This is a genomic window from Thermosynechococcus sp. QKsg1, from assembly GCF_031586415.1.
Classification (GTDB): Bacteria; Cyanobacteriota; Cyanobacteriia; order Thermosynechococcales; family Thermosynechococcaceae; genus Thermosynechococcus.
In genome coordinates, this window is record NZ_CP134200.1 from 2,482,124 (window position 1) to 2,505,383 (window position 23,260).

Below are 23,260 nucleotides of genomic sequence, written 5' to 3' on the forward strand. Positions count from 1 at the left end.
GACCAAGATCATGACACAAGCATACACCCCTGAAGATGTTTGGCGGTTATTGGGGGAGTTACTGGAAGCTCAAAAGGAAACAGAACGCCGATTTCAAGAAACTGAGCGGCGTTTTCAAGAGACTGAGCGTTTACTACGGGAAGAAGCACAACAGCTCAACCAACAGATTGGTAAATTGGGTAACCGTCTTGGGGAATTTGTGGAATGGCAAGTACGTCCAGCCGTGCTGCGCTTATTTCAGAGTCGGGGGATTGCCGTCTCTCAACTCTACAGCGATGTGATTCTCCAAGATGGGAACGAGAGCCTAGAGATTGATCTGTTGGTCGTTAACACCGATGAAGCCGTTCTCGTTGAGGTGAAAACTAGGCTCAGCCAAAGTGATGTGGATGAACACCTAGAGCGGATTGCCAAATTTCGCCGTTTGGCTCATCAGTATCGGGGTACAAAACTCTTGGGAGCCGTGGCGGGGATGATTGTGCCCCCTGAGGTGGCTCGCTATGCCTATCGGCAGGGTCTATTTGTGTTGGCACAGTCGGGAGATGGCGTGGCAATTCTCAACGACCCGCAGTTTCAGCCCCGCGCGTGGTAAAGCAAGGGAATTCTCCTCTGAGGTGTGGGAGCGATCGCCCCCTAGGGTATGATTGTAGGGTTAAACTCTGTGAATCGCAGGCAACACCTGACTTCAATAGGGCTTGCTGAGCGAGTCTTCCAGAGCCATTGAAAACGATTGGAATTACACATTTTAGGATGACCACCCCTTTACTCCTACGTGCTGCCCGTGGTGAAAGCGTTGAGCGTCCCCCCATTTGGTTGATGCGGCAAGCTGGACGCTACATGAAGGTCTATCGTGACCTGCGCGATCGCTATCCCTCGTTTCGTCAGCGATCGGAAATCCCTGAACTGGCTATTGAAATTTCACTCCAACCCTTTCGTGCCTTTGCCCCAGACGGTGTGATTCTCTTTTCGGATATTCTCACGCCCCTGCCGGGGATTGGTATTCCCTTTGACATTGTCGAGAGTAAAGGGCCGATCATTGATCCACCCATCCGTACCCTTGAACAGGTGCAACAACTCCATCCCTTGGAACCGGAAGCGGCCTGTCCTTTTATTCGCCCGATTCTCTCAACCCTGCGCCAAGAGGTGGGCGATCGCGCCACGGTGCTGGGGTTTGCCGGTGCCCCTTGGACACTTGCCGCCTATGCCATTGAGGGCAAAAGCTCCAAGGACTACATTGAAATCAAAACCATGGCCTACCGTGAGCCAGAGTTGCTCCACAAGTTCTTAAACCATTTGGCCACTGCCATTGCCGACTACCTGTGCTATCAAATTGACTGTGGTGCTCAGGTGGTGCAATTGTTTGATTCGTGGGCGGGTCAACTCAGCCGTCAGGACTACGATAGCTTTGCCTTCCCCTACCAAAAGCAGGTGGTTCAGCAGGTTAAAGCCGTCTATCCCGATGTGCCCATCATCCTCTATATCAATGGCAGTGCCGCAGTGGTCGATCGCATGGCAGCAACTGGGGCAGATATTGTCAGCCTTGACTGGACTGTGGACATCGGCACGATTCGCCAGCAGTTTCCTGCCAGTGTCGGTCTGCAGGGGAATTTAGACCCCATCACACTCTTTGCCCCCCAGCCAGTGCTCAAGGAACGAGCGCTAGCCATTATCGAAGCGGGTCGCAAGGGCAAATATATCTTTAACCTTGGCCACGGCGTTCTCCAAGGAACCCCTGAGGAGAATGTGGCCTTTCTTTTTGATCTGGTGAAGTCCCTCGGCTAATGCGCATCTTAATCACGGGTGCCACTGGTTGCATTGGCCAGTACATCGCTGAGGCGCTGATCCAAGAGACGGATCATGAGCTCTTTTTGCTGGTGCGGAATCCAGCCCGGTTGCAAGTTGATCCTGACCAGCGCCCCGGAGTGAACGTCATTCAGGGGGATCTGATGGATCTGACGCCCTTAGCACCGCTACTGCCCACCCTCGATGTTGCGATCCTAACGGCAACCGCTTGGGGAGGGAACAATGTCTTTGCCATCAACTACGAGCAAACTTGCCATCTCCTCAAGCAACTGGAGCCGCAACGCTGCCAGCGGGTCTTTTATTTTTCAACGGCAAGTATCCTCAATCATCAAATGGAACCGCTGCCGGAAGCAGGCACCTTGGGAACGGATTATATTCGCTCCAAGTATGAGTGTCTCCATGCCATTGAGCAGTTACCCGTGGGCGATCGCGTGATTGAACTGTTTCCGACAATGGTGTTTGGCGGCGGGTCTGATGGTAAGCGTCCCTCGTTCATCACTGAGGGCATGCGCGAAGTTCTCAAGTGGCTGTGGTTGGCTCGCTTTTTCCGCGCTGATGCCAGTTTTCACTTTGTCCATGCCCGCGATATTGCCCAAGTGGTTCTCTACCTGTTGCAGCATCCTGAGTATCCCGTACCGCGTCGGGTGGCTCTGGGTAATCCGCCAATTACTGTCAATGAGATGTTGGCGCAGTTGTGCGCTGCGGCAAAGCTGCCCATCTATTTGCAAGTCCCCTTGACACTGCCAGTGATCAACTTCTTTGTGCGGGTATTTCGAGTGCAGATGTCGCCGTGGGATTATTTTTGCTTGAACTATCGTAACTTCACCTATGACACCGTGCTCAATCCCCAAACCTTGGGGCTAACTCCCTACTGTGCAACCGTTGAGGATTTGCTACGCTGTAGCTTGGGCACAGCAGACCTCTAAACCCACAGTTAAAGAGTCTTTCATGGCAGGGATTTGGTTACTGAAGTCGGAGCCAAGCGTTTTTTCTTGGCAGGATTTGCAGGCAGCCCCACAACAAACCACCTGTTGGGAAGGAGTACGCAACTACCAAGCCCGCAATTTTATTCGCGATCAAATGCAGGTGGGCGATCGCGTGCTCTTTTACCACAGTAATGCCAACCCACCAGCCATCATGGGCATTGCCGAAGTCGTCAAGGCCGCCTATCCCGACCACTTTGCTTGGGATCCGGACAGTCGCTACTTTGACCCCAAAAGCACGCCTGACAATCCCCGCTGGTTCATGGTGGATATTCAGTATCGCCGCGATTTTTCGCCACCAATTACACTTCCAGAACTGCGGCAAACGCCCGGCCTAGAGGGGATGCTGCTGTTGCAAAAGGGCTGCCGTCTCTCGGTACAACCGGTCACCGAACAGGAGTGGCAGATTATTCTCGGTTTGCGATCGCCTTAGGGTTGGCGAGGCAGACGGCGCAAATAGGGTAAATTTTTCAGGTGGCGATCGCTAGAGTATTGAAAGCCAAAATCCGCATATTCTGCGGTATTCACCAGTCGCCGAAAGGCCGATAAGCCAATCCGCCGCTTGCCATCGAGGGTACTCACCTTGGAGTTGGGGTTGTCTGGGTTGCCGCCCAAGAGTTGAAAGGCCTCTTCGGGAGTCAGCCACTCCTTACTGGGATCACCGGTGGGAATTTTTTCCTCGAGGTGTTTGAGCTTGGTGACGAGGCTTTCCCATAGGTTGCGGCGCGGTTGTTGCTGCTGCGAACGAGCGGTCAGCGATCGCCACAGTAGTTGCAGCTGCACCCCCAAATACTGGAAAAATCGCTTGATCAACCGCCCGATCTGACTCAAAAGCAGGGGTAATCCCGTGGGCGGCGGTGGGGGCGATCGCTCGATGACCACCGTACTCCAACCGCAGACACTACACACTTGGCGGCCAGAGGACAAGGGCTTTCCTAAACGAGCACCACAGCGAGGGCAAGTTTCCAGCATTTGTTGCGTTTTACGACTGATGAATCAAATTTTAGCGGAATTGCAGCGGCTACCGAGGGCGGCGATAGAAGGGGCGAGGAACCACCACGGCTGGGACTTGGCGATCGCGCACCTGTACCGCCAGTTCACGACCGATGTGGGCAAACTCTGGAAAGACATAGCCAAGGGCGATCGCCTTCCCCAAGGTGGGAGATAGGGTGCCACTGGTAACCTCCCCCACAGCCTGTGCCCCCGCATAGATGGGATAGCCGTGGCGAGCAATGCCTTTGCCCACGAGTTCTAAACCCACCAATTGCCGCTCAATCCCCTGTTGTTTTTGGGCTAAGAGGGCCGCACGACCTACAAAATCGGGCTTTTGCCAATCAATCAGCCAATCGAGACCCGCCTCTAGGGGAGTGGTTTGCTCATCCATGTCTTGGCCGTAGAGGAGCATGGCCGCCTCTAAGCGCAGGGTATCCCGCGCCCCCAAGCCACAGGGAGTCACACCCGCCGCTAGCAGGGTCTGCCACAACTGTTGCCCCAGTTCTGGTGTGACAAGAATTTCCCAACCATCTTCGCCCGTGTAGCCGGTGCGAGCCATCCAAGCGGGCTGTTCCAGTAGGTTGACTTGAGCATGGCGATAGGCCTTGAGGTCATCTAGGGGGCGATCGCACAGGGGAGCTAAGGTCGCTGTCGCGGCAGGGCCTTGAAGAGCAATCAGCACCTGTGTCGCTGACTCATCAATGAACTCAATACTGGCGGGTAAATACGTCTGAAACCATGCCCAGTCCTTGGCAGTGGTGGCTGCATTCACAATACAGCGGACTTGGCCATCCCCAATGTAGAGAATGACATCATCGACAATGCCCCCAGCCTCATTGAGGAGAACGGTGTATTTCGCTTGGCCGGGCTGGAGACGATTGAGATTGGTGGGTACCCGTTCTTGGAGTGCCGCGATCGCCTCAGGGCCGCGCAGCAGAAACTTGCCCATGTGGGAAATATCAAACATCCCCACCCGCTGCCGCACCGCTTGGTGTTCCTGCAAAATGCTGCTGTACTGAAGGGGCATCTCCCACTCGCCAAAGGGGGTAAACCGTGCGCCTTGATGCAACGGATAGAGGGGGGTACGACGCAACGCTTCAGCCATAGAGATCATCCAATTGTTGTTGTAGTTGGGTGGGGGTCAGTGCCGGTTCACGGCAGCGCAAGCCTTCACAGACAAGGGCAACTGGCTCGAGGTCATCGCGAACTTTGAGGACAGCCGTTGGCAAGTAGCGATCCCAGAGGGTTGTGACCTGATCAGGCCGCGCTTGGACACAGACAGGACGCAGATACCACTGCAACGCCGCCAAAAGGCTCGGACAACTTTGGGGAGACTCCTTCATCAACGGGCTAAGGAAACGCAATCCCTTCTCTGCCTGTTCGAGGTAGGCGGGATTCTCTGTGAGCAAAAAGAGTTGCACCAAGTTGGCGATCGCCACCCCATTTGCAGAAGGTGTAGCATTATCGAGACCTTCCTGCTGGCGCACAATCAAATCGGCGCGCTCCGGTGCATTGTAGTAGCCCCCCTCTGTTGCCGCCAATTCCTGATCAAAGAGGGTTTGATACTGCGTGGCCAATTCCAGCCACGGCTGCGCCGCCTCCCCCACCGCTAAACTGGCTTGATGCAGAGCAATCAGGGCTTGGATCCAGTAGGCGTAATCCTCGGCCTGCGCCACCTCGGCCACGGTGCCGCCATAGTTGAGGCGGTAGAGTTTGCCTTCTTGATATTGATGCTCGTGGAGCCATTGTGCCGCTTTAGCCGCTCGCTGCCAGTAGGTGCGCTCTCTCCAGACTTGGGCTGCCGTTGCTAAGCCAGTGATCATCAGGCTATTCCAAGCCAAAATCATTTTTGTATCAGTGACCGGCGGAATCCGTGCCGGCCAAAGCCGCCCTTTTGCGGTTGCATTATCGGTGGCCACGGGAAAGGGTTGATCCATGGGCGTATCGGCACCATAGCGGCGAGCAAAGAGTTTACGCAGAATCGGTGCTAGCACCTCAGGATTCGCCGGCGGGCGCACTTGCTTGAGCACAATCTTGCCCTCGAAGTTGCCACTGGGAGAGATGTCAAAGTGGGCTTGCAGTTGTGCCAATTCCGTTGGGGTTAGGGTCTGCTCTAGCTCTGCATATTGCCAGCAATAAAAGGCACCCTCCTCAGGTTCAGGATCATTGGCACTGACAAAGCTATCGGCATCCTGTGCTGCATAGAAGTACCCCTCAGGGGCCGTCATTTCGCGATCGAGCCATTGAATCGTTTGGGCAATTGCAACGGGAATCTGGGGGGAGCGATCGCCCTGCTGCCACAGCCGCGCTAGATAGGTCACAATTTGGCCATTGTCGTAGAGCATTTTTTCAAAGTGGGGCACCGTCCATTGGGGATCGACGGTGTAGCGATGCCAACCACCGCCCACATGGTCATAGATGCCCCCCTGCAAGAGATTGCGTCCCCGTTGCCGACACAGGTGCAGCAGTTGCGGGGGATTGGGACTCAAAGCCAATCCCTGAAGCAGCATTTGGGCATAGGGCATCATGGGGAAGCAGGTGCCTTGGGGGCGATCGCGCAAAATCGGCGTCACTTGGCGAATCCCTGCCCTTAGGAGTTCTTCACTCAGGGGGACGGCTTCTCCCATCTCAGCGGGGGGAGCGAGATATTGCCAGAGGGTGGCTTGTTGGGCGGCTAACTTGTCCTTTTCTTGGTCATAGAAGCGGCGCACCGCCTGCAACACCTGTAAAAAGCCCGGACGGCCATAGCGCGGCTGCACAGGAAAGTAGGTACCACCATAAAAGGGACGGCGATCCTGCGGCGTCAGGAATACATTGAGCGGCCAGCCTCCTTGACCCGTCATCAGTTGCAGTGCCTGCATGTAAATACTGTCCAGATCGGGTCGCTCCTCGCGATCCACCTTAATCGGCAGGAAATGGGCATTGAGATAGGCGGCAATCTCCAGATCCGAAAAGGCTTCCCCCTCCATGACAGTGCACCAGTGGCAACTGGAGTAACCAATCGAGAGAAAAATCACCCGATCCTCTGCCGCTGCTTTGGCAAGGGCTTCATCACACCACGGCCACCAGTCAATGGGGTTTTCGGCATGCTTGCGCAGATAGAGACTTTGGCACTGGCTAAGGCGATTCGGCATGGCAGCGCACCATTTCAACACTAATTTGACCCGTAAAATTGGGCACGGGGGGGGCAAGTTTGGTTACACGCACAGCAGCCCGCTGCACTTGGGGGGGCGCTAGGCACAGTTTCATAATTGCTGCTGCTAGGGTCTCAATTAAGTGAAAGCGTTGCTGCTGCATTAACTGCTCGATGGCTTGCAAGAGGGGGCGATAGTCAAGGGTGTCCTCAAGGCGATCGCTAGCGGCAGCTTGTGTCATATCCAACCAGAGCTTAATATCAATCTCAAACCACTGGCCGAGAATTTGTTCCTCTGGCAGGGCGCCCGTATAGCCGTAGTAGCGAATTCCCGAGAGGTGGAGACAGTCAGTTGATGATTCGCTCAAGGGGATCGATCCATGACAACACAGGAAAAAATGCTGCTGGGCCTATTGATTTTTGTGCCCCTTGCCCTCCTTAACTTTATCGTCAAAATGCCGCCAATGGTGAGCTTTATCCTCAGTGGTCTCGCCATTGTGCCCCTTGCGGCTTGGATTGCCAATTCCACAGAGGCGATCGCCGAAGTCATTGGCCCTGCCCTTGGCGGACTCTTGAATGCCACCTTCGGCAATGTCACTGAGATGATTATCGCCATTGTCGCCCTGCGTCAGGGTCTGGCAGAGGTGGTAAAAGCCAGTCTCAGCGGTGCCATTATTGCCAATTTGCTTTTGGGATTGGGTCTGGCCATTGTTGTTGGGGGCATCCGATTTCCAGAGCAACAGTTCTCAGCACCTGTGGCACGCATTAATGCCTCTGCCCTCACCCTATCGGTGATTGTGCTGATGACCCCGACCGCGATTCAGGCGGCGGCACCCAGTGTGCCGCTTCACTTGATTGATCACTTCTCCTATGCGTCGGCGATTTTGCTGCTGATTTTTTACGGTCTGATGTTGCTCTTTTCCATGAAAACCCATCGTCACCTCTACCTGATGGATGAGACGATCGCTGGTCAGGAACCCTCCCCCACTGTCAATCTCAAGGTGCCCCTTGCCATTCTGCTGGTGGGTACGATTTTGCTAGTCTTTGTTTCCGACATCCTCGTGGATAGTTTGCAGGACAGCATTAGTGAAATCGGGTTGACCCAATTGTTTACAGGCGTGTTTCTCATTCCCATTTTCAGCAGTGTGGTTGAGTTCATCACCTGTATCAAGTTTGCCCTCAATAATCGTATGGAAGGGGCAGTGGCGGTGGCGATTGGGTCTAGCTTGCAGATTATCCTTTTTGTGGCGCCGGTGCTTGTGCTGGTGGGCTGGTTCTTGGGTCAACCGGAGATGAACCTGAGCTTCAATCTCTTTGAACTGTTGGCCGTTGTGGCTGCGGTTGCCATCACCAACTCCATTAGCAACGATGGCCGCACGAACTGGCTAGAGGGTGTCTTGCTGATGATCACCTACCTCGTGCTGGCGATCGCCTTCTTTATTCACCCATAAAAAAATGCGGATGGCGAGACTCGAACTCGCAAGGCAAAGCCACACGCCCCTCAAACGTGCGCGTATACCAATTCCGCCACATCCGCGTAGCTTTATGATTATAGCGCAGATGGCTAAATTTCTGAAAGTGGTGATCTGGCCTCTCGATGGCAGAAAATTAAAGTGCCCTTCTCTAAAATTGCTGTCTCGCTGATCTTGGGAGAACTGCCATGAATGCAGCCGCCTACTTGATTGGTACCGTTGCCCACAGTAGTGGCCTGCCCGTCAAGACCATTCGCTATTACGAGGAATTGGGGCTGTTGCGAACTGTTGGCAGAACCAGTGGCGGCTATCGCCTCTTTGCTGAGGATGTCTTTGCTCGCCTAAGTTTTATCAAACGTGCCCAGTCCCTTGGCCTCACCCTGAGCGACATCAAAGCCTTGCTTGAGGTATACGATCGCGGTGAGATTCCCTGTGACCACATCAAGGAAAAGTTAGAGGAAAAATTGGCGGCCATTGAGGCACAAATTCAGCAGTTGCAGATTCTTAAACAGGAATTGCAAGGCCTCCTCTCCGGCTGGCGATCGCCCGCGCAACTCTCAGAGGGCACGATCTGTCCCATTCTCCAGCCAGTGGTGTGCTCGTAACTACTCGTTCATATTCTTGTAGGTGGCCACTGCCGAAGGGGAAATCTGGTTGAGATAACGGAAAATCCAATACTTAAACACCGTATCTAGCATCACGGGAAAGGTAGCGATAAACATATTGATAAAATCCTCGTTGCGCGGAAAGCCAAAGTGCTCGAGGGTATTGTTCACCAACACTTCCCAGCCGTGGGGGGAGTGGTATCCGACAAATACATCTGTAAACAAGATAATGATAAAGGCTTTGGCACTGTCACTAAGGCCATAGACTACTTCATCCAAAAAGGCCTTGACAATGGCCAGTTGCCGTTGACCCGTAAACACCAGTCCCAAAAAGACCGTAAAGCCCAAGGCATCGGAAAGGATGTTTTTCAGGGGTTCAATCAGTTCCTTTTGGTATTCCGTGGATAGCTCGATCGCCTTTTCGCGGATGCGGTCTTGAATTTCCTCTGCAGAAACAGGAACATTGCTCACCAGACTTTCAAAGCGAATTTTATTTTCAAAGCGAGCCAGTTCATCGAGAATGTTGTCTTCCAATTGTGAGTTAATGATGCGTTCAATCTGCCCTACCGCCTTAAAGTGGTTGACCAAGGGACTCACAATCAGGGCCTTGGAAATTTGCTGGGTCAATAGGGGCAAAATCACCAGCAAGAGCATAAAACGAACCGCTAGACGGGTGCGCAGCTTTGAGGTGCGAAAATCACGAACGACTTCAGCTTCGGTGGTTTCATCAGAATTGAGTTCACGGCGAAAGCGATCGGCGGTGCGCAAAATCGAGCGGGGAATAAAGCTGCTGCTGTCCAGCTTGGAATCATCGGTGAGATCATCACTGATATATTCCGAGAGATAAAGGGAATCATCCTCAATTTTGTCGAGGGCATCTGACTGTTGGCGTTGTTGGGGATCTTGGCGACTGAGGCTGGGACGGGCAAGGGCATTGAGTTCCTTTTCACGCTGCCGTTTATAGCGGTTGAGGGTGGCATCAATCAGCCGCAGCTTTTCATAAACGCTGGGTTCCTCCGTCGTGCTACTGACGGTAGCCGTCACCGTATAGGTTGCCGTTGCACCATTGACACTATCGTTGACAGGAGTGGGGGGGCTTTGGGGGGGAGCAAGGGGCAAAATTTGACGGCTGGCGCGGAACTCCGTCATCCGCATACGAATGGTTTTTAGCAGTTGTTTTAGCTCTGTCTCGAAATAGGTAGAGACTTCTCCCACGGGTAGATTGAGGGGGCTAATGGGTTGACCGTCAAAGTGTTCCAGTTCGATGGCGCGAATTTTCAGAGCGGCTTCATAGGCTTCCTGTAGGGCGCGGTTCGGAGTTGTGCGATACCACTGCTCTGCACGCTTGATCCAGTCTCTGAGGCGAATAAAGGGATTGCTGGACATTGCTGTTGTTCTTAACGGCTACCGCAAAAGCAATAAATCGATAGGATAGATAAAGATCGTAGCAAATTGACTTTGCAGGCTTTGTTGGCGGTGTTGCAGTGGATCAGTGGCGGTAGTCGCAGTGGCAAGACCTGTGCACTGGTGAGGGAATTTGCTCATTGGGTTGGGCAGGACAAGTCCGTGATTCCCCGTGAGCGATCGCTCCTCTTTTTGACGGATAGCGTAGAAGGCCGCCAAGCCATCCAACGGGAAATAGAGTCACAGTTGGGCAGTGGCTATAGGCCTTATATCACCACGCCAGTGGGCTTCATGCAGGATGAGGTGGAACTTTTTTGGCCGCTGCTGGTGCAGGCGAAGGCCGTTGATCCGCATCCCCCTTTGCGTCTGAAACCAGAAACGGAGTTGGTGTGGGCAGAGCGGTTGTGGCAGCCTTGGCTAGCCAACCATAGGTTTGCTGTCCTTAGTGAAAATCGCGATCGCGCCACCCGTCACCTGCTCGATATTTTTCAACTAGCTGCCTTTGCCCGCCTTAGCCTAGATGATCTACCCCAACTCATTTGGGATCATCAGCTTGAGATGCCTTCAGAAACCGTGGGGGCAATCGTCACTGCCCTGAAACAGTGGCAAAGTTGGTGTACTGCCCACAGCCTTCTCACCTACGGCATCACCACGGATTTATTTGGCCGAGTTCTCCTTGACCATCCCCGATACCAAGCCTCCTTGGGGCAACGGTTTCAGTGTCTTCTTGCTGATAACATCCACAACTATCCAGCGGTGATGGCAGATGTGATCGCCCGCTTTAACCAACAGGGGATCAAGATTGTCCTGACTCACCAACCCATTGGCGCTGTCCGTCTCGGTCTGGGAGCTGATCCCGATGCGTTTCTCAGCCTGAAAAACCAAGCCACCGTCATTGAGCAACCCTGCCCTGCCGAAACGATTTTTGGCAACACCCCTCTCCAAACTGAGATTCAAGAACGCCTCACTACGCCCCAAGCCACGCTGCCTGAAAACATCGCGGCCATTCAAACCACTTCGCGGATGCAACTGTTGCAGGAAGTAGTTGCGACGATCGCCACCGCCATTCATCAAGGGATGGTGCAACCAAACGAGATCGCCATCCTTGCCCCCGGTTTAGATAGCGTTGCCCGCCATGTCTTTAGCACTGAGCTAAAAAAACGCGGCATTCCCCTCGTGATCTGGAATGAGCAGCGCCCCCTGATTCAATCCCCCTTTGTGCGTGCTCTTTTGACGCTGTTGCTGTTTGTTTATCCGCGAACGGGAATGATCCCAGAGGCAACGGCGGTTGCAGAGATGTTAACGGTTTTGCTGCCGCGAGCAATTGATCCTGTGCGGGCAGGCCTGCTCTCTTGCTATTGTTTTCAGCCGGGTCTGGAGAAAGCCGAACTGCTGAGCACAACCCAGTACAGCCATTGGGATCGCTTTGGCCATCGTGCCACCGCAGCCTATGAGAACTTGCGTCATTGGCTGAGCACGCTAGATCCTAGCCAAATGCCTGTGTATCTCCTAGAGGCGGCGATTCAACGCTATCTCTGGCCACAAAACCTGACAGCCAGTGAATTGGCACCCCTGCGATCGCTCCTTGAGGGCACAGCCGCCTACTGGCAAATTTATGATCACCTCCCAGAACACCGAGCTACGCCAACGGCTGAGCGACTACGGGAATGGATCGCCCTACTGCGGCGGGGAATTGTAACCGCTGATCCTGCCCCACCCCTGCGGCAGCCCCAAGGGGTCTTACTGGCAACCACGTTTCAATATCGCAGTGCCCAACTGGCCCATCGCTGGCATTTTTGGCTGGATGTGGGGAGTCCGCGTTGGCAGGATGGCGGCTTGCAATGCCTCTGGCAGGCGCCCATCTTTTTGCGGCAGGGGGCGGCGAGTCCCAGTGCACGGGTGTGGCAATTGGAGTCAGAACGTCTGGAGCATTTACTGGTGGATCTATGTTCACGGGTGAGCGATCGCCTATTCCTTTGCCACAGTGACTTGGCTGCCAATGGCAGTGAGCAAGAAGGCCCCCTGAGTCCTTGGGTGGATCTGGCGGTGGGCGATCGCCTCCAAGCTGTTACCGATGGCACTATGATAAATAACGCGATTTGCTCGTCCTCCTAGGGAGAAACACTGCTTGTCACCGCACTTTTCACTCACTACCCCCCTGTACTACGTCAATGCCCTTCCCCACATTGGCAGTGCCTACACAACCATTGCTGCCGATGTGCTTGCTCGCTTCTATCGTTTGCAGGGCTATCAGGTGCGGTTCATTACCGGTACCGATGAGCATGGCCAAAAAATTGAGCGCACCGCCCAACAGCGGGGTCTCAGTCCCCAAGCCCACTGCGATGAGATTGCCGCTGGTTTTCAAGCCCTGTGGCAACAACTGCATATCCACTACGATCGCTTTAGCCGCACCACCAGTCCTCGCCACCACGCCATTGTCAACGAGTTTTTTCAGCGGGTATGGGACAACGGCGACATTTACCTCGGTCAGCAGCAGGGTTGGTACTGTGTCGAGTGCGAAGAATTCAAGGAGGAACGCGAACTGCTTGAGGGTCGGCGCTGCCCGATCCATGTGAATCGCACGGTGGAATGGCGAGATGAGCGCAACTATTTTTTCCGCCTCTCGAAGTATCAGCCGGCGCTTTTGGACTACTACGCTGAACATCCTGACTTTGTCCAGCCCCCTAGCCGTCGCAATGAGGTGCTGAGTTTTATTGAGCAGGGGCTTCAGGATTTTTCGATTTCGCGGGTGAATTTGGCGTGGGGGTTTCCCGTGCCCACGGATCCAGATCAGACCCTCTATGTCTGGTTTGATGCCCTCTTGGGCTATGTCACTGCCCTCTTGGAACCAGAAGATGAGCCAACCTTGGCCAATGCCCTCAAAACCTGGTGGCCGATTAACCTACACATAATCGGTAAGGATATTCTTCGCTTCCATGCCATCTCTTGGCCAGCAATGTTAATGTCGGCGGGTTTGCCACTGCCAGAGCAAATTTTTGTCCATGGCTTTCTCACTAAGGATGGTCAAAAAATGGGCAAAAGTCTGGGGAATACCCTTGATCCCTTTGCCTTGGTGGCGCAATACGGTGCCGATGCCGTGCGCTACTACTTCATGAAGGAGGTGGAGTTTGGCCGCGATGGTGACTTTAGTGAGACCCGCTTTGTCAATATCCTCAATGCGGATCTGGCCAATGATTTGGGCAATTTGCTCAATCGCACGCTGAAAATGGCTTGGAAATATACCGATGGGAAAGTACCCAATGTCCAAGGGTCAGCGATTCCGCGCGAGCATTCCCTGCGGCAACTGGCGGAGCACCTCTGCCAAACCTATGGCCAAGGGTATCGGCAACTGGCCTTCCATGAGGTCTGTCAACAGGCACTGACCCTAGCACGGGCAGGGAATAAGTTCCTTGATGAAGAGGCACCGTGGAAACGTTATAAGGCTGGGGAAACTCAAGCGGTGGCGGAGATTCTCTACTGTGTATTGGAGTCAGTGCGCCTTGTGGCCTATGTCCTTGCCCCGATTATCCCCCAACTGAGTGAGGCTATCTATGGGCAGTTGGGCTATAGTATTAAATTTAACGGATCAGTTGCCCCAGACCTTTTGGGCGATCGCCAAGCCCAGTGGGGTGTTTTACCGGCCTTGCAACCTCTGGCCAATCCAGGGCCGATTTTCCAAAAACTGTCGCTGCCTGCAACTGTCGCCGATTCCCCTTGACGCGCGATACGCTAGAGGTATGACTTCATATTTCGATAACACACTTTTTTTGAGATGATTTCTACATGGTTACATCTTCGTCTTCAGCTATTTACACGCCAGAACAGGTGTTACAAAATCGCGGGCGCGTTGCCATTTTTATTGATGGCTCCAACCTCTTCTATGCAGCACTCCAACTGGGCATTGAAATTGACTATTCAAAACTCCTCTGCTACTTGACCCAAGGTTCCCGTCTCTTTCGCTCCTTCTTCTATACAGGGGTTGACCCCACCAATGAAAAACAGCAGGGGTTTTTGCTGTGGATGCGCCGCAATGGCTACCGTGTCGTCTCCAAGGAACTGGTTCAACTGCCGGATGGCTCGAAAAAGGCCAACCTTGATGTGGAAATTGCCGTCGATATGATGGCACTGGTGGGCTGCTATGATACGGCCATCTTGGTTAGCGGCGATGGGGATTTGGCCTATGCGGTGGATGCTGTGAGTTATCGGGGGGCACGGGTCGAGGTGGTGAGCCTGCGATCGATGACGAGCGATAGCCTGATTAACGTTGCCGATCGCTACATTGATCTCGAAAGCATCCGCGAAGAAATCCAAAAAGCACCCCGCCCAACCTATACCTATCGCCCCGTCACGGGTAGCCTGACGCCGCCCCCCATTGTGACTCCCCATTGGGAGCAAGATACCGCCGAAGGGAAAGATGAAGCTGCGCCCAATAAGTCACCCGAGACCCTAGAGAACCTAGACAACAATGCCTCTGCCTAGACCCCTCCTCCCCCTTTGCCTTGTACTGGCCTTGACAGGCTGCGGCTGGGTGGATCAATGGGTGGGCGAGGAACCCTCACCAGAACCAGAAATCACGGGGGAGGTCAAGCTGCAAAATCTAACCCTACGGCAAACCAATGCCAAAGGTGAACTCCTCTGGTTATTGCAGGCGGCGGGAGCACGCTATCGCGATGACGATCGCCAGCAATTGGAGATTCAAAACCTCACGGGAGAATTAAAGGCAGAGGGCAAAACTGCTTACAAGGTGCAAGCTAAGGCAGTCAATGTGCGGCAGCGGGATGGGCAACTCTGGATTGAAGGCCGCACCACAGTCACTGATCTCCAGCAAAAGGGGACGATTGTGGCCGATCAATTGGTCTGGCAGGGCGATCGCGGCGTTCTCATTGCCCAGAAAAACTTGCAAGCCCGCTATCCCCAAGTCACTGTTACTGCTAAGCGCCTCGAAGCCGATAGCCAACGCCAAGAACTGCGTGCCCTCAATGCCGTTCAGGTGACCTCGTCAGCCAAGGAGGCCAAGGATTTGCAACTCAGTACGGAGAGTCTAGTGTGGCAGCAGCAACCCAATCGACTGTTGGCAGGGGTGATTGGTCAAGGGGGGGTCACCGTCCGCGGTGTGGCGGGCGATCGCCAAGGGCAGCGGCTGCAAGCCCAAAGAGCCATCTGGTCGATTAGCGATCAGGTAGTTATCCTTGAGGGGGGTGTTCAAGTGCAGCTTCCCAACCCTGCCCTACGGGTTGAAGGAGAAACGGTACGCTGGTTGATTCCGCAGCAGCAATTGGTGAGCGATCGCCCGATGCGGGTGCAGTACTCCACTCAAGGCATTCAAGGGCAGGCCAATCGTGGTGTCTTCCTGATGGCTGAAAACCGCGCCATCTTTGACAATGCCCAGATCAATAGCCAACCTCAACAGGCACAACTGCGTGCCCAACGCCTCAATTGGTGGATTCCCCAAGAGCGGGTGGAAGCCAGCGGTCAAGTGGAAATTCAGCGCCCCAATGCCCACCTGCGCACGGCTCAACTGATTTGGCGGATTCCCCAACAGGAAGTAGAAGCCCAAGGGGGCGTCTTTTACCGCCAGCGCAATCCCCGCATTCAAATTCAGGGACAGCGGGCAAAGGGGTGGCTCGATCGCCAAGAGGTGATTGTCAGTGGCAATGTCCAAAGCGAAGTACCGCTGCAACTACGCCTCCCCTAAACCGATGGTAGAGATAGCAACAATCTTTGCCCTATGAGTGCTGCACCATTGCAAATTCTTGACTTGGGGGGTGAGATTCTCCTCTTCCAGCGTTTGATTCCGGCTCACCAGTGTCAGCAGGTGATTGCTACGGCTGAGAAGGTGGGGTTTGAGGATGCGCAAATTCTCATGGGGACGGTCGATCGCTCAGTGCGCGGTGGCAGTTTGCTCCGCTTTGATCCCCAAGATCCCCAACAGGACACGATGCGGCAGATTCTGCTTCAAGCCACACAAACGATTCAAATCGTCCTCTACCAGCACTATGGCATTCGCTTTCCTGAAATTGAGAACTTCTCGATCCTGCGCTATCGCGTGGGCGAGGGCTATCGCCGCCATGTGGACAACCTGCTGCTGGCCAGTCGGCAAATGGAACTGGCGCAAGGTATCCCAACACGGGATGTGAGTTTAGTGGGCTATCTCAACGAGGACTTTCAGGGGGGAGAAACCTATTTCGATCGCCAAGGGGTGAGGGTCACACCCCGCACCGGTGATGTCGTTGTCTTTCCCGCCTACTACACCCATCCCCATACGGCTTTGCCCGTGGTGCAGGGGACTAAATATGCCTTTGCCACTTGGCTATTCTATTGATGGATGATCATGAACCCTTTAGGCAATAACTCAGCAACAACCATGACTGAACCTCTGCGCTTCAAAACCTCGCCCCTGATTTCTGGAACGCTCATTGCCCTCTATGGCGCACTCACACTTCCTCTCCCCTTTTTGGCGGCACAGACGGCGGCGCCTGTTTCACCCCTGCTGCTTTGGGGGGCGATCGCCTGTGGGGGCATTTTGCTCTGGGGGGCACTGAGTCAGCGGGTAGAACTGGACGCGCAAGGGATTTGCCTCACCTATCCCGGTTGGGTGCCCCCCTTCCTGCGGCGGCAGTGGCAACTGGCTTGGTCAGAGATTCAAGGGCTTCAGCCCCGCAGTACCAGCCAAGGGGGCTTGGTCTATTATCTAGTCACTGCCACAGGTCAGGGGTATCTTCTGCCGATGCGAGTGGCGGGGTTTGCCCAAATGATGCGTGCCATTGAAACCCATACCGGATTGCCCACAGAGGTGGTTAAGCCCCTTGCTCAGCCTTGGATGTACGGTATTTTGGCCGTCTTTACGCTGCTCTTGGGAGCGGTTGATCTGTGGATTTTGACCACTGTGGGATAATAGGGGCGTGTTGAAGTGCTGAGCGATGACCATGAGTGCGAATCGGTTTGTGGCCTATCTGCGTCGAGCAGTGGTGTGTTTGCTCCTGAGTGTCCTGTGCTGGTCAAGTATCGCCACGCTGCCGGCGATCGCCGCTATTCAAGTGCGGCTCTTTGACCTCAGTTACCATGAATGCCCGCCAGAAATTGGTGAAGGTTCAGTTACACCCGGGGGGACCACCCTCAAGGCCAACTGCTACCTGATTACTGGCAAAGCAGAGAATAAATCCGGCAAAACAGTGGTGGATGCCGATGTCTTTGGCCGCATCTACGATGCCAATGGCAATCCAGTGTTGCAAAACCGCACACGGGTTGGGGCAATTGATGTGATTCCACCTGGCATTAGCGATTTTGAAATTCGCATTAGCGTGCCCTACGACCAACCAACACCTTTGCAGTTGGAGCAATTTAAGGCCTCTGGCTTTACAGCAAAAGTGCGCGGCTAAGCCAGCCAATCTCTGCGCAAACTCGCACTGAGGGGCAAAAATTGTGATACCCTAGAACGCTTGATGCTCCCTTTTTTCTGGGAATCCTCTGTAGTGTCATTCCCAAAGGCTTCTGGTGTAATTTCTAAACCCTTAGCCATTTTTGGAGGGGTTCCCTGTTCTTCCTAAATCAAGGCACGTGTTGCGGTTGATGGACTGGTTTATCTCTAGAGGTTTGGGTTCAGGTGCGCATTCCCCTCGACTATTACCAAGTGCTGGGTGTGCCAATTCAGGCAACGCCGGAGCAAATCGAGCAAGCGTTTCAGGATCGGCTGTTGCAACTGCCCACCCATCAACACTCCCCCACCACCGTTGCCACCCGTCGTGAACTCATTGAGCAAGCCTATGCGGTTTTGCGAGAACCTGAGCAGCGCCATGCCTACGATCGCCACCGCCGTGCCGTTGACCCTGATGATTTAATTGCCCAGTTGGATCCCGATACCACCGCTCCCCACCTTGAAATTAGTGATCAGCAATTTTCGGGGGCGCTCCTCCTGCTCTATGAACTGGGGAACTACTCCCAAGTGGTCAAACTGGGAGAACAATTCCTAAAGGGGGATGCTTTTGATCTCAACCGCCCCTATACTTCCTCTGCCGTCGTTGCTGACATTACGCTGACTGTGGCTTTGGCCTATTTGGAATTGGGACGCGAGGAATGGCAGCGGCAGTCCTACCAAGCAGCCGCCTCTCGCCTCGAAGCCGGTCTAGGGGTACTTCAGCGGGCGAACCTGTTTCCTGAACTCCAAGAGCAGTTTCAGACGGAACTGAATCGCCTACGTCCCTACCACATTCTGGAGTTACTGGCACTGCCGCTATCCGATAGTGTGAATCGGCAGCGGGGTATTTTATTGCTGCGGGAGATGCTCAGCGATCGCGGGGGGATTGAAGGTCGCCATGACGATCACTCTGGCCTTGGGGTTGAGGATTTTCTGAAATTTATTTTGCAACTGCGCAGCCATCTCACCGTAGCAGAGCAACAGGAACTCTTTGAACGAGAATCCCGCCGTCCCTCAGCAGTAGCGACCTATCTGGCAGTGCATGCGCTGGTGGCACGGGGTGTACAGGAACTTCAGCCAAGCTATATTCGCCGCGCCAAGGATTTACTAGAGCGACTCTCTCCCAATCAAGACATCTACCTTGAACTGGCCAGTTGTTTACTGCTGTTGGGTCAACCTGCTGAGGCACTGGCCGCTCTCGATAAATCTCAAGATCAGCAGAGTCTCGCCTTTATCCGCCGTCATTCCCATGACTCCAGCGATCTGCTGCCGGGGCTGTACTACTACACAGAGCAATGGCTACGGGAAGAAATTTATCCTGCCTTTCGGGATTTGGGGGAAACGCCGGTGGCCTTGGATGCCTACTTTGCGGATCCCGATATCCAAACCTACCTAGAAGCTCTCAGTGACGACTCCTTTGCCCCTGAACCGCCCAGCACCACTGCCTCTGCCCTCCCCGAAGTCATTAGACCAACGGTGGCCGTGCCGCCGCCCGTCTCCTTCACAGCGGAAACGTTGCCCTTGGAGTATCATACTGGGCTGGGTCAAGGCTTTTCGGCATCGGCTGCTACCCGCTCTTCAACCGCCACGGAGACCGACACGCCCCCAGCATCCACTCCCAAACGGCGCCGCCCGCCAACCAGTCACCACAAAAAACGTCAAGCTTGGTTTTGGATGGGTGCAGGGGTTGTTCTTGTTGGGTTGGGCGCCTTGGCAAAAGTCTATTGGCCAGCCAAAACGGCTGAAGCCCCCCCACCACCGCCAGTGACCCCGACGCCAACTCCTGTGGCAACGCCAACCCCAACGCCACAACCAACGACCTTAGCCACCACCTTAACGCCGGAGATGGCACGCGATCGCCTCCGCACGTGGCAGCAAATTAAAGCCCAAGCCCTTGGCACGGCATTTGAGATGGACAAACTAGCAACGATTTTGGCGGAGCCAGAACTCAGCCGCTGGCGATCGCGGGCACAGAGCTTAAAATCCGAGGGTAGCCATTGGGTCTATACCCTGCGGAACCTAGAAGTGAAGGAAGTCCGTCCCCGAGGCAGCGATCGCGTGGATGTATTGGCGGAAGTCAATGAGGATGCCCGTTTTTATGAACAGGGGACGCTACGCAATGATATTTCCTATAGCGATCCCTACCGCGTCATTTACACCTTTACCCGTCGCGGCAATCAATGGTTGATTCAACGCATGCAGGTGGTTAGCTAAGGGGCATTTCCACCTGTCGGCCAAACTTGAGATTCAAGAGAGACAACGACAGGATAAATAGGAATAAGACCAATCCCATCGTACAGGCGTAGTTGATCTCTAAGCGCTGAAAGGCATTCTCATAGATGTAATAAACAATGGTCTTGGAGCTATTGAGAGGCCCCCCTTGGGTCATGACATAGACCTCTTCAAAGACCTTCGTGGCAGAAATTGCTGAGATAATGCTCACCAAAAGAATATAGGGACGCATCAGCGGTAGGGTAATATCCCAATGCTGTCGCCAGCCGTCACTACCATCGAGTGCTGCCGCTTCGTAGAGTTCACCACTAATCCCCTGAAGTCCCGCCAGATAGATCACCATGTAGTAGCCCAAGCCTTTCCAAATCGTGACGGCCATGACACTAAAGAGGGCGAGTTGGGGACTTGTCAGCCAAGGAATCGGGGTGTCCCGCAGATGTAGACCCTGTACCAGTTGGTTGAAGAGGCCATTGGGGGCATAGAGCCAGCGCCAAGCAATCCCCGCCACCACCATTGAGATAATCACGGGGCTGTAGTAGGCAGCACGAAACCAGTGGATGCCCCGCAGGGGTTGATTGACCAAAATCGCCAACAGCAGGGGGGCGATCGCCAGAATCGGCACCACGACCACTAAATAGAGGAAAGTATTGGCCAAGGTTTTCCAGAAAACACCATCGCGCCACAATTGCGCAAAGTTGGCCCATCCCACCCACACAGGCGGACTCAGGAGATCCATCTCATAGCGAGTGAAACTAAGGAAAAAGGCCTGTAGGGCTGGCCAAAAGACCGTCAGTGTGAGTAACCCCAAGGCAGGGGCAAGAAAGAGATAGGAGGTGAGCGATCGCCCTTTCATTGGCTGCGGGGGTGCTGTTGACGATAGGCACGCATTTGCGCCACAAACTCGCCAAAGAGATAATCAGCATCGTGGGGGCCGGGGCTGGCCTCAGGGTGATACTGCACTGAGAAAATCGGCAATGTTTGGTGCTTCAGACCGGCAACGGTTTTGTCATTGAGGTTAAAGTGGGTAATCTCAACGGGGGTTTGGGCAAGGGATTCTTCAGTAATGGCAAAGCCGTGGTTTTGGCTGGTAATTTCCACTTGCCGCGTCAGGCCAGCGGGCTGGTTCAACCCCCGGTGACCAAATTTCAGCTTGAAGGTTTCCGCCCCCAAAGAAAGTCCCAACAACTGATGCCCCAGACAAATGCCAAACATGGGACGCTGAGCCACCAGTAATTTGCGTGCGGTTTCAATGCCTTCCTGAACCGCCGCAGGGTCGCCGGGGCCATTGGAGAGGAAAATGCCATCGGGGTCATAGCTGAGAATCGTTTCCGCTGGCGTATCCGCCGGCACGACAATCACACGGCAGCCATAGCTGGCCAAGCGACGGAGAATATTGCGCTTCACACCAAAGTCAATGGCCACAACTGTTAGCGGTGGCTCTTCGCTGGCCGTTTGGGGACGAAATTCCCAGGCCGGGGGCGTTGGCTCTGTCCATTCATAGGGGGTGCGGGTGGTCACCACCTTGGCTAGATTTTGTCCCTGCATACTGGGAGCGGCAAGGACTTTTTGCAGCAGTTCAATGGGATCAAGGATTTCCGTGGAGATGCCGCCATTCATGGCACCGACAGTACGAATTTTGCGGGTGAGGGCGCGGGTGTCAATCCCATAAATTGCGGGAATGCGATGGGCTTTGAGGTAATCAGGTAAGGATTGTTGCGATCGCCAGTTACTGGGAATGTCACAGATATTGCGAGCAACCGCACCGCGCACTTGGGGGCGATCGGATTCATCGTCTTCGGGCGTGGTTCCGGTATTGCCCAACTCAGGGTAGGTGAATGTCACGATTTGACCACAATAGCTAGGGTCAGTGAGTACCTCTTGATAACCCGTCATGCCGGTATTAAAGACCACTTCGCCAATGGCCGTTCCCGGTGCCCCAAAGGAAAAACCGCGAAAGACTGAACCATCGGCAAGAACCAGCAAGGCGGGTGTCGGCATTTCAATATCTCCAACTGGGAAAGCCCAATAGTTTATTGTGCATGATAAAGCCGGCCGTTGACTGCACAAGAATTCTCTGATGTTTTGATTTTCTTACTTGCGGCGACTCACCTGTTCGGTTAGATAATCTGCCGCTGTGGCCACTAGGGGAATAATCCGTGCATAGGGCATCCGCGTCGGCCCTAGAATGCCAATACTGCCCACGGGGGAGTCCCCATAGCAATAGCAGGAATAAACCAATGTACAGGACTGCATCGGCGCTAAGGTATTTTCACTGCCAATGCGGATTTGCACCTGCGAGGGGGCTTGGCTGTCGCTACTGATCAAGGGAGCCAGTTGATCCTGTTGGTCTTCGAGAAGATGCAGTAGCATTTGTACCTGCTCCACTTGGGAAAACTCTGGCTGCTGGAGAACATCGGCAAGACCACTGATGACAAAGGAGGTGCCTTGCTGGCTGTAGCGATCGCTCAACTGCCGCAGTAGGGTCTGAAGCTGCTGACTGTAGGTCTGAAACTCCAAATCCAGTTTTTGCCAGTCAATGGCACTGAGTTCCACCAGCGATCGCCCCTGCAACTGATGGTTAAGAAAGTTGGTCAGTACCTGTACAGTCCGCTCCCGCAGCTCAGGCTCCTCTTCCCCTTGATCCAATTGGATCAGGGCGGATTGGGTTTCATAGGTATCGAGAACAAGAATGACCATCACTTGGTGCGGCTCTAAAGCCACCAGCTGAATGAGGCGAATCTGCCGCTCCAAACGATTGGGCAGCGTGATCAGCGTAATGTAACCGCTGAGATCTGAGAGCAACTGCGCCGCTTGCCGCAAGATCACCTCAAGACGTTGTTGTCCCCAGATAAACCGCTCACTCAAGAGGCTCTCGGCTTTGCGAGCCACATCGGGAATGGGCTGGATTAGTTCATCCACATAGACGCGATAGCCAGAATCAGAGGGCACCCGCCCTGCGGAGGTGTGGGGTTGGTAAAGCAGGCCACTTTTTTCGAGGAGCAGCATCGTATTGCGCACCGTGGCCGGGCTGACGTTGAGGTTGTATTCCGTGGCGATCGCCTTTGAGCCAACAGGTTCTGCGGTGGCAATGTAATGGTTAATGGTGGCGCCCAGAATTTGCTTTTGGCGATCGCTGAGTTCAATCGTCATAACCCCTTACACCTGTGACTTGTTATCTGTGTTTTTTATCTATCTATAAACTAGCCTTTGTATTTCAGCAATTC

At 54.1% G+C, this 23,260-nt stretch carries 22 protein-coding genes and 1 tRNA gene; 14 read left to right on the forward strand and 9 right to left on the reverse strand.

All coding sequences use genetic code 11. The annotated features are described in order from the left end of the window. Positions 1-10: 10 nt before the first annotated feature. From RHP47_RS12155 to RHP47_RS12170, 4 genes are all read left to right on the forward strand, one after another. Complete coding sequence (locus RHP47_RS12155; protein ID WP_310840595.1) at positions 11-589, forward strand: hypothetical protein; 579 nt, start codon at positions 11-13, stop codon at positions 587-589. A gap of 158 nt (positions 590-747) precedes the next feature. Further along, complete coding sequence (hemE, locus tag RHP47_RS12160) at positions 748-1,779, forward strand: uroporphyrinogen decarboxylase (protein ID WP_286625899.1); 1,032 nt, start codon at positions 748-750, stop codon at positions 1,777-1,779. Beyond that, entirely contained in the window at positions 1,779-2,726 is a 948-nt protein-coding gene (locus RHP47_RS12165; RefSeq protein ID WP_286625900.1) for an NAD(P)-dependent oxidoreductase, read from the forward strand. Before hemE ends, RHP47_RS12165 begins: the two co-directional genes overlap by 1 nt. A 22-nt stretch (positions 2,727-2,748) precedes the next feature. After that, positions 2,749-3,216, forward strand: a complete 468-nt coding sequence (locus RHP47_RS12170; RefSeq protein WP_310840597.1) for an EVE domain-containing protein — start codon at positions 2,749-2,751, stop codon at positions 3,214-3,216. Here the strand turns inward: RHP47_RS12170 and RHP47_RS12175 are convergent. The 4 genes from RHP47_RS12175 to folB all read right to left on the reverse strand — a co-directional run bounded on the left by RHP47_RS12175 (position 3,213) and on the right by folB (position 7,277). Next, positions 3,213-3,710: a hypothetical protein gene (locus tag RHP47_RS12175; RefSeq protein ID WP_286668759.1), complete on the reverse strand. Its 498-nt coding sequence runs from the start codon at positions 3,708-3,710 to the stop codon at positions 3,213-3,215. The genes RHP47_RS12170 and RHP47_RS12175 overlap by 4 nt on opposite strands. Positions 3,711-3,804: 94 nt before the next feature. Further along, positions 3,805-4,890, reverse strand: a complete 1,086-nt coding sequence (gcvT, locus tag RHP47_RS12180; protein WP_310840600.1) for a glycine cleavage system aminomethyltransferase GcvT — start codon at positions 4,888-4,890, stop codon at positions 3,805-3,807. Beyond that, entirely contained in the window at positions 4,874-6,910 is a 2,037-nt protein-coding gene (locus RHP47_RS12185) for a thioredoxin domain-containing protein (protein ID WP_310840601.1), read from the reverse strand. The genes gcvT and RHP47_RS12185 overlap by 17 nt, the downstream gene beginning before the upstream one ends. Next, positions 6,894-7,277 carry a dihydroneopterin aldolase gene (folB, locus tag RHP47_RS12190; protein WP_255451668.1) on the reverse strand — a complete coding sequence of 128 codons (384 nt, stop codon included), beginning with the start codon at positions 7,275-7,277 and terminating at the stop codon, positions 6,894-6,896. The genes RHP47_RS12185 and folB overlap by 17 nt, the downstream gene beginning before the upstream one ends. 12 nt (positions 7,278-7,289) lie before the next feature. Between folB and cax the strand changes: the two genes are divergently transcribed. Continuing rightward, complete coding sequence (gene cax / locus RHP47_RS12195) at positions 7,290-8,360, forward strand: calcium/proton exchanger (protein ID WP_310840602.1); 1,071 nt, start codon at positions 7,290-7,292, stop codon at positions 8,358-8,360. Positions 8,361-8,365: 5 nt separating this feature from the next. On the opposite strand, the gene RHP47_RS12200 is transcribed toward cax, so the two are convergent. Then, positions 8,366-8,446: transfer RNA gene (locus tag RHP47_RS12200), tRNA-Leu, on the reverse strand. A gap of 123 nt (positions 8,447-8,569) precedes the next feature. Between RHP47_RS12200 and RHP47_RS12205 the strand changes: the two genes are divergently transcribed. Further along, the gene (locus RHP47_RS12205; protein ID WP_286625907.1) at positions 8,570-8,986 is read left to right on the forward strand and encodes a heavy metal-responsive transcriptional regulator; all 417 of its coding nucleotides are present in this window, start codon (positions 8,570-8,572) and stop codon (positions 8,984-8,986) included. Here the strand turns inward: RHP47_RS12205 and pxcA are convergent, their stop codons facing one another. Next, the gene (pxcA, locus tag RHP47_RS12210; RefSeq protein ID WP_286625909.1) at positions 8,987-10,372 is read right to left on the reverse strand and encodes a proton extrusion protein PcxA; all 1,386 of its coding nucleotides are present in this window, start codon (positions 10,370-10,372) and stop codon (positions 8,987-8,989) included. A gap of 66 nt (positions 10,373-10,438) precedes the next feature. Here pxcA and RHP47_RS12215 point away from each other — a divergent pair, with 66 nt between their 5' ends. The 8 genes from RHP47_RS12215 (at position 10,439) to RHP47_RS12250 (ending at position 20,018) form a co-directional block, all read left to right on the forward strand. Further along, positions 10,439-12,505, forward strand: coding sequence for a hypothetical protein (locus tag RHP47_RS12215; RefSeq protein ID WP_310840604.1), 2,067 nt, complete (start codon positions 10,439-10,441; stop codon positions 12,503-12,505). A gap of 13 nt (positions 12,506-12,518) precedes the next feature. Continuing rightward, positions 12,519-14,108 (forward strand): methionine--tRNA ligase, encoded by a 1,590-nt coding sequence (gene metG, locus RHP47_RS12220; RefSeq protein ID WP_286625910.1) that lies wholly within the window; start codon positions 12,519-12,521, stop codon positions 14,106-14,108. A gap of 65 nt (positions 14,109-14,173) precedes the next feature. Continuing rightward, on the forward strand, positions 14,174-14,869 hold the full coding sequence (locus RHP47_RS12225; RefSeq protein ID WP_149821272.1) for an NYN domain-containing protein: 696 nt from the start codon (positions 14,174-14,176) through the stop codon (positions 14,867-14,869). Further along, positions 14,856-16,085: an LPS export ABC transporter periplasmic protein LptC gene (gene lptC / locus RHP47_RS12230; protein WP_310840605.1), complete on the forward strand. Its 1,230-nt coding sequence runs from the start codon at positions 14,856-14,858 to the stop codon at positions 16,083-16,085. The genes RHP47_RS12225 and lptC overlap by 14 nt, the downstream gene beginning before the upstream one ends. 33 nt (positions 16,086-16,118) lie before the next feature. Further along, a complete protein-coding gene (locus RHP47_RS12235; protein ID WP_149821276.1) occupies positions 16,119-16,712 on the forward strand; it encodes a 2OG-Fe(II) oxygenase in 594 nt (197 codons plus the stop codon). 42 nt (positions 16,713-16,754) lie between these two features. Beyond that, positions 16,755-17,285: a hypothetical protein gene (locus tag RHP47_RS12240; RefSeq protein WP_149821278.1), complete on the forward strand. Its 531-nt coding sequence runs from the start codon at positions 16,755-16,757 to the stop codon at positions 17,283-17,285. A 25-nt stretch (positions 17,286-17,310) separates the two neighbouring features. Continuing rightward, entirely contained in the window at positions 17,311-17,769 is a 459-nt protein-coding gene (locus RHP47_RS12245) for a hypothetical protein (protein ID WP_286625915.1), read from the forward strand. A gap of 224 nt (positions 17,770-17,993) precedes the next feature. Beyond that, positions 17,994-20,018 (forward strand): IMS domain-containing protein, encoded by a 2,025-nt coding sequence (locus RHP47_RS12250; RefSeq protein ID WP_310840607.1) that lies wholly within the window; start codon positions 17,994-17,996, stop codon positions 20,016-20,018. Here the strand turns inward: RHP47_RS12250 and RHP47_RS12255 are convergent. From RHP47_RS12255 to hrcA, 3 genes are all read right to left on the reverse strand, one after another. After that, positions 20,011-20,889: a carbohydrate ABC transporter permease gene (locus RHP47_RS12255; RefSeq protein WP_149821285.1), complete on the reverse strand. Its 879-nt coding sequence runs from the start codon at positions 20,887-20,889 to the stop codon at positions 20,011-20,013. The two genes, RHP47_RS12250 and RHP47_RS12255, sit on opposite strands and share 8 nt — an antisense overlap. Next, entirely contained in the window at positions 20,886-22,034 is a 1,149-nt protein-coding gene (gene carA, locus RHP47_RS12260; RefSeq protein WP_286668761.1) for a glutamine-hydrolyzing carbamoyl-phosphate synthase small subunit, read from the reverse strand. The genes RHP47_RS12255 and carA overlap by 4 nt, the downstream gene beginning before the upstream one ends. A 93-nt stretch (positions 22,035-22,127) precedes the next feature. Then, positions 22,128-23,186: a heat-inducible transcriptional repressor HrcA gene (gene hrcA, locus RHP47_RS12265; protein WP_286668762.1), complete on the reverse strand. Its 1,059-nt coding sequence runs from the start codon at positions 23,184-23,186 to the stop codon at positions 22,128-22,130. Between the last annotated feature and the right edge of the window lie 74 nt (positions 23,187-23,260).

Bases quoted from the DNA above. Each gene is read 5' to 3' on its own strand.
- RHP47_RS12255 (WP_149821285.1), bottom strand. From the start codon at position 20,889: ATGAAAGGGCGATCGCTCACCTCCTATCTCTTTCTTGCCCCTGCCTTG.
- RHP47_RS12240 (WP_149821278.1), top strand. From the start codon at position 16,755: ATGACTGAACCTCTGCGCTTCAAAACCTCGCCCCTGATTTCTGGAACG.
- RHP47_RS12170 (WP_310840597.1), top strand. From the start codon at position 2,749: ATGGCAGGGATTTGGTTACTGAAGTCGGAGCCAAGCGTTTTTTCTTGG.
- carA (WP_286668761.1), bottom strand. From the start codon at position 22,034: ATGCCGACACCCGCCTTGCTGGTTCTTGCCGATGGTTCAGTCTTTCGC.
- RHP47_RS12155 (WP_310840595.1), top strand. From the start codon at position 11: ATGACACAAGCATACACCCCTGAAGATGTTTGGCGGTTATTGGGGGAG.
- RHP47_RS12245 (WP_286625915.1), top strand. From the start codon at position 17,311: ATGACCATGAGTGCGAATCGGTTTGTGGCCTATCTGCGTCGAGCAGTG.
- RHP47_RS12205 (WP_286625907.1), top strand. From the start codon at position 8,570: ATGAATGCAGCCGCCTACTTGATTGGTACCGTTGCCCACAGTAGTGGC.
- RHP47_RS12225 (WP_149821272.1), top strand. From the start codon at position 14,174: ATGGTTACATCTTCGTCTTCAGCTATTTACACGCCAGAACAGGTGTTA.
- hemE (WP_286625899.1), top strand. From the start codon at position 748: ATGACCACCCCTTTACTCCTACGTGCTGCCCGTGGTGAAAGCGTTGAG.
- RHP47_RS12165 (WP_286625900.1), top strand. From the start codon at position 1,779: ATGCGCATCTTAATCACGGGTGCCACTGGTTGCATTGGCCAGTACATC.
- RHP47_RS12235 (WP_149821276.1), top strand. From the start codon at position 16,119: ATGAGTGCTGCACCATTGCAAATTCTTGACTTGGGGGGTGAGATTCTC.
- hrcA (WP_286668762.1), bottom strand. From the start codon at position 23,186: ATGACGATTGAACTCAGCGATCGCCAAAAGCAAATTCTGGGCGCCACC.
- gcvT (WP_310840600.1), bottom strand. From the start codon at position 4,890: ATGATCTCTATGGCTGAAGCGTTGCGTCGTACCCCCCTCTATCCGTTG.
- RHP47_RS12185 (WP_310840601.1), bottom strand. From the start codon at position 6,910: ATGCCGAATCGCCTTAGCCAGTGCCAAAGTCTCTATCTGCGCAAGCAT.
- cax (WP_310840602.1), top strand. From the start codon at position 7,290: ATGACAACACAGGAAAAAATGCTGCTGGGCCTATTGATTTTTGTGCCC.
- pxcA (WP_286625909.1), bottom strand. From the start codon at position 10,372: ATGTCCAGCAATCCCTTTATTCGCCTCAGAGACTGGATCAAGCGTGCA.
- lptC (WP_310840605.1), top strand. From the start codon at position 14,856: ATGCCTCTGCCTAGACCCCTCCTCCCCCTTTGCCTTGTACTGGCCTTG.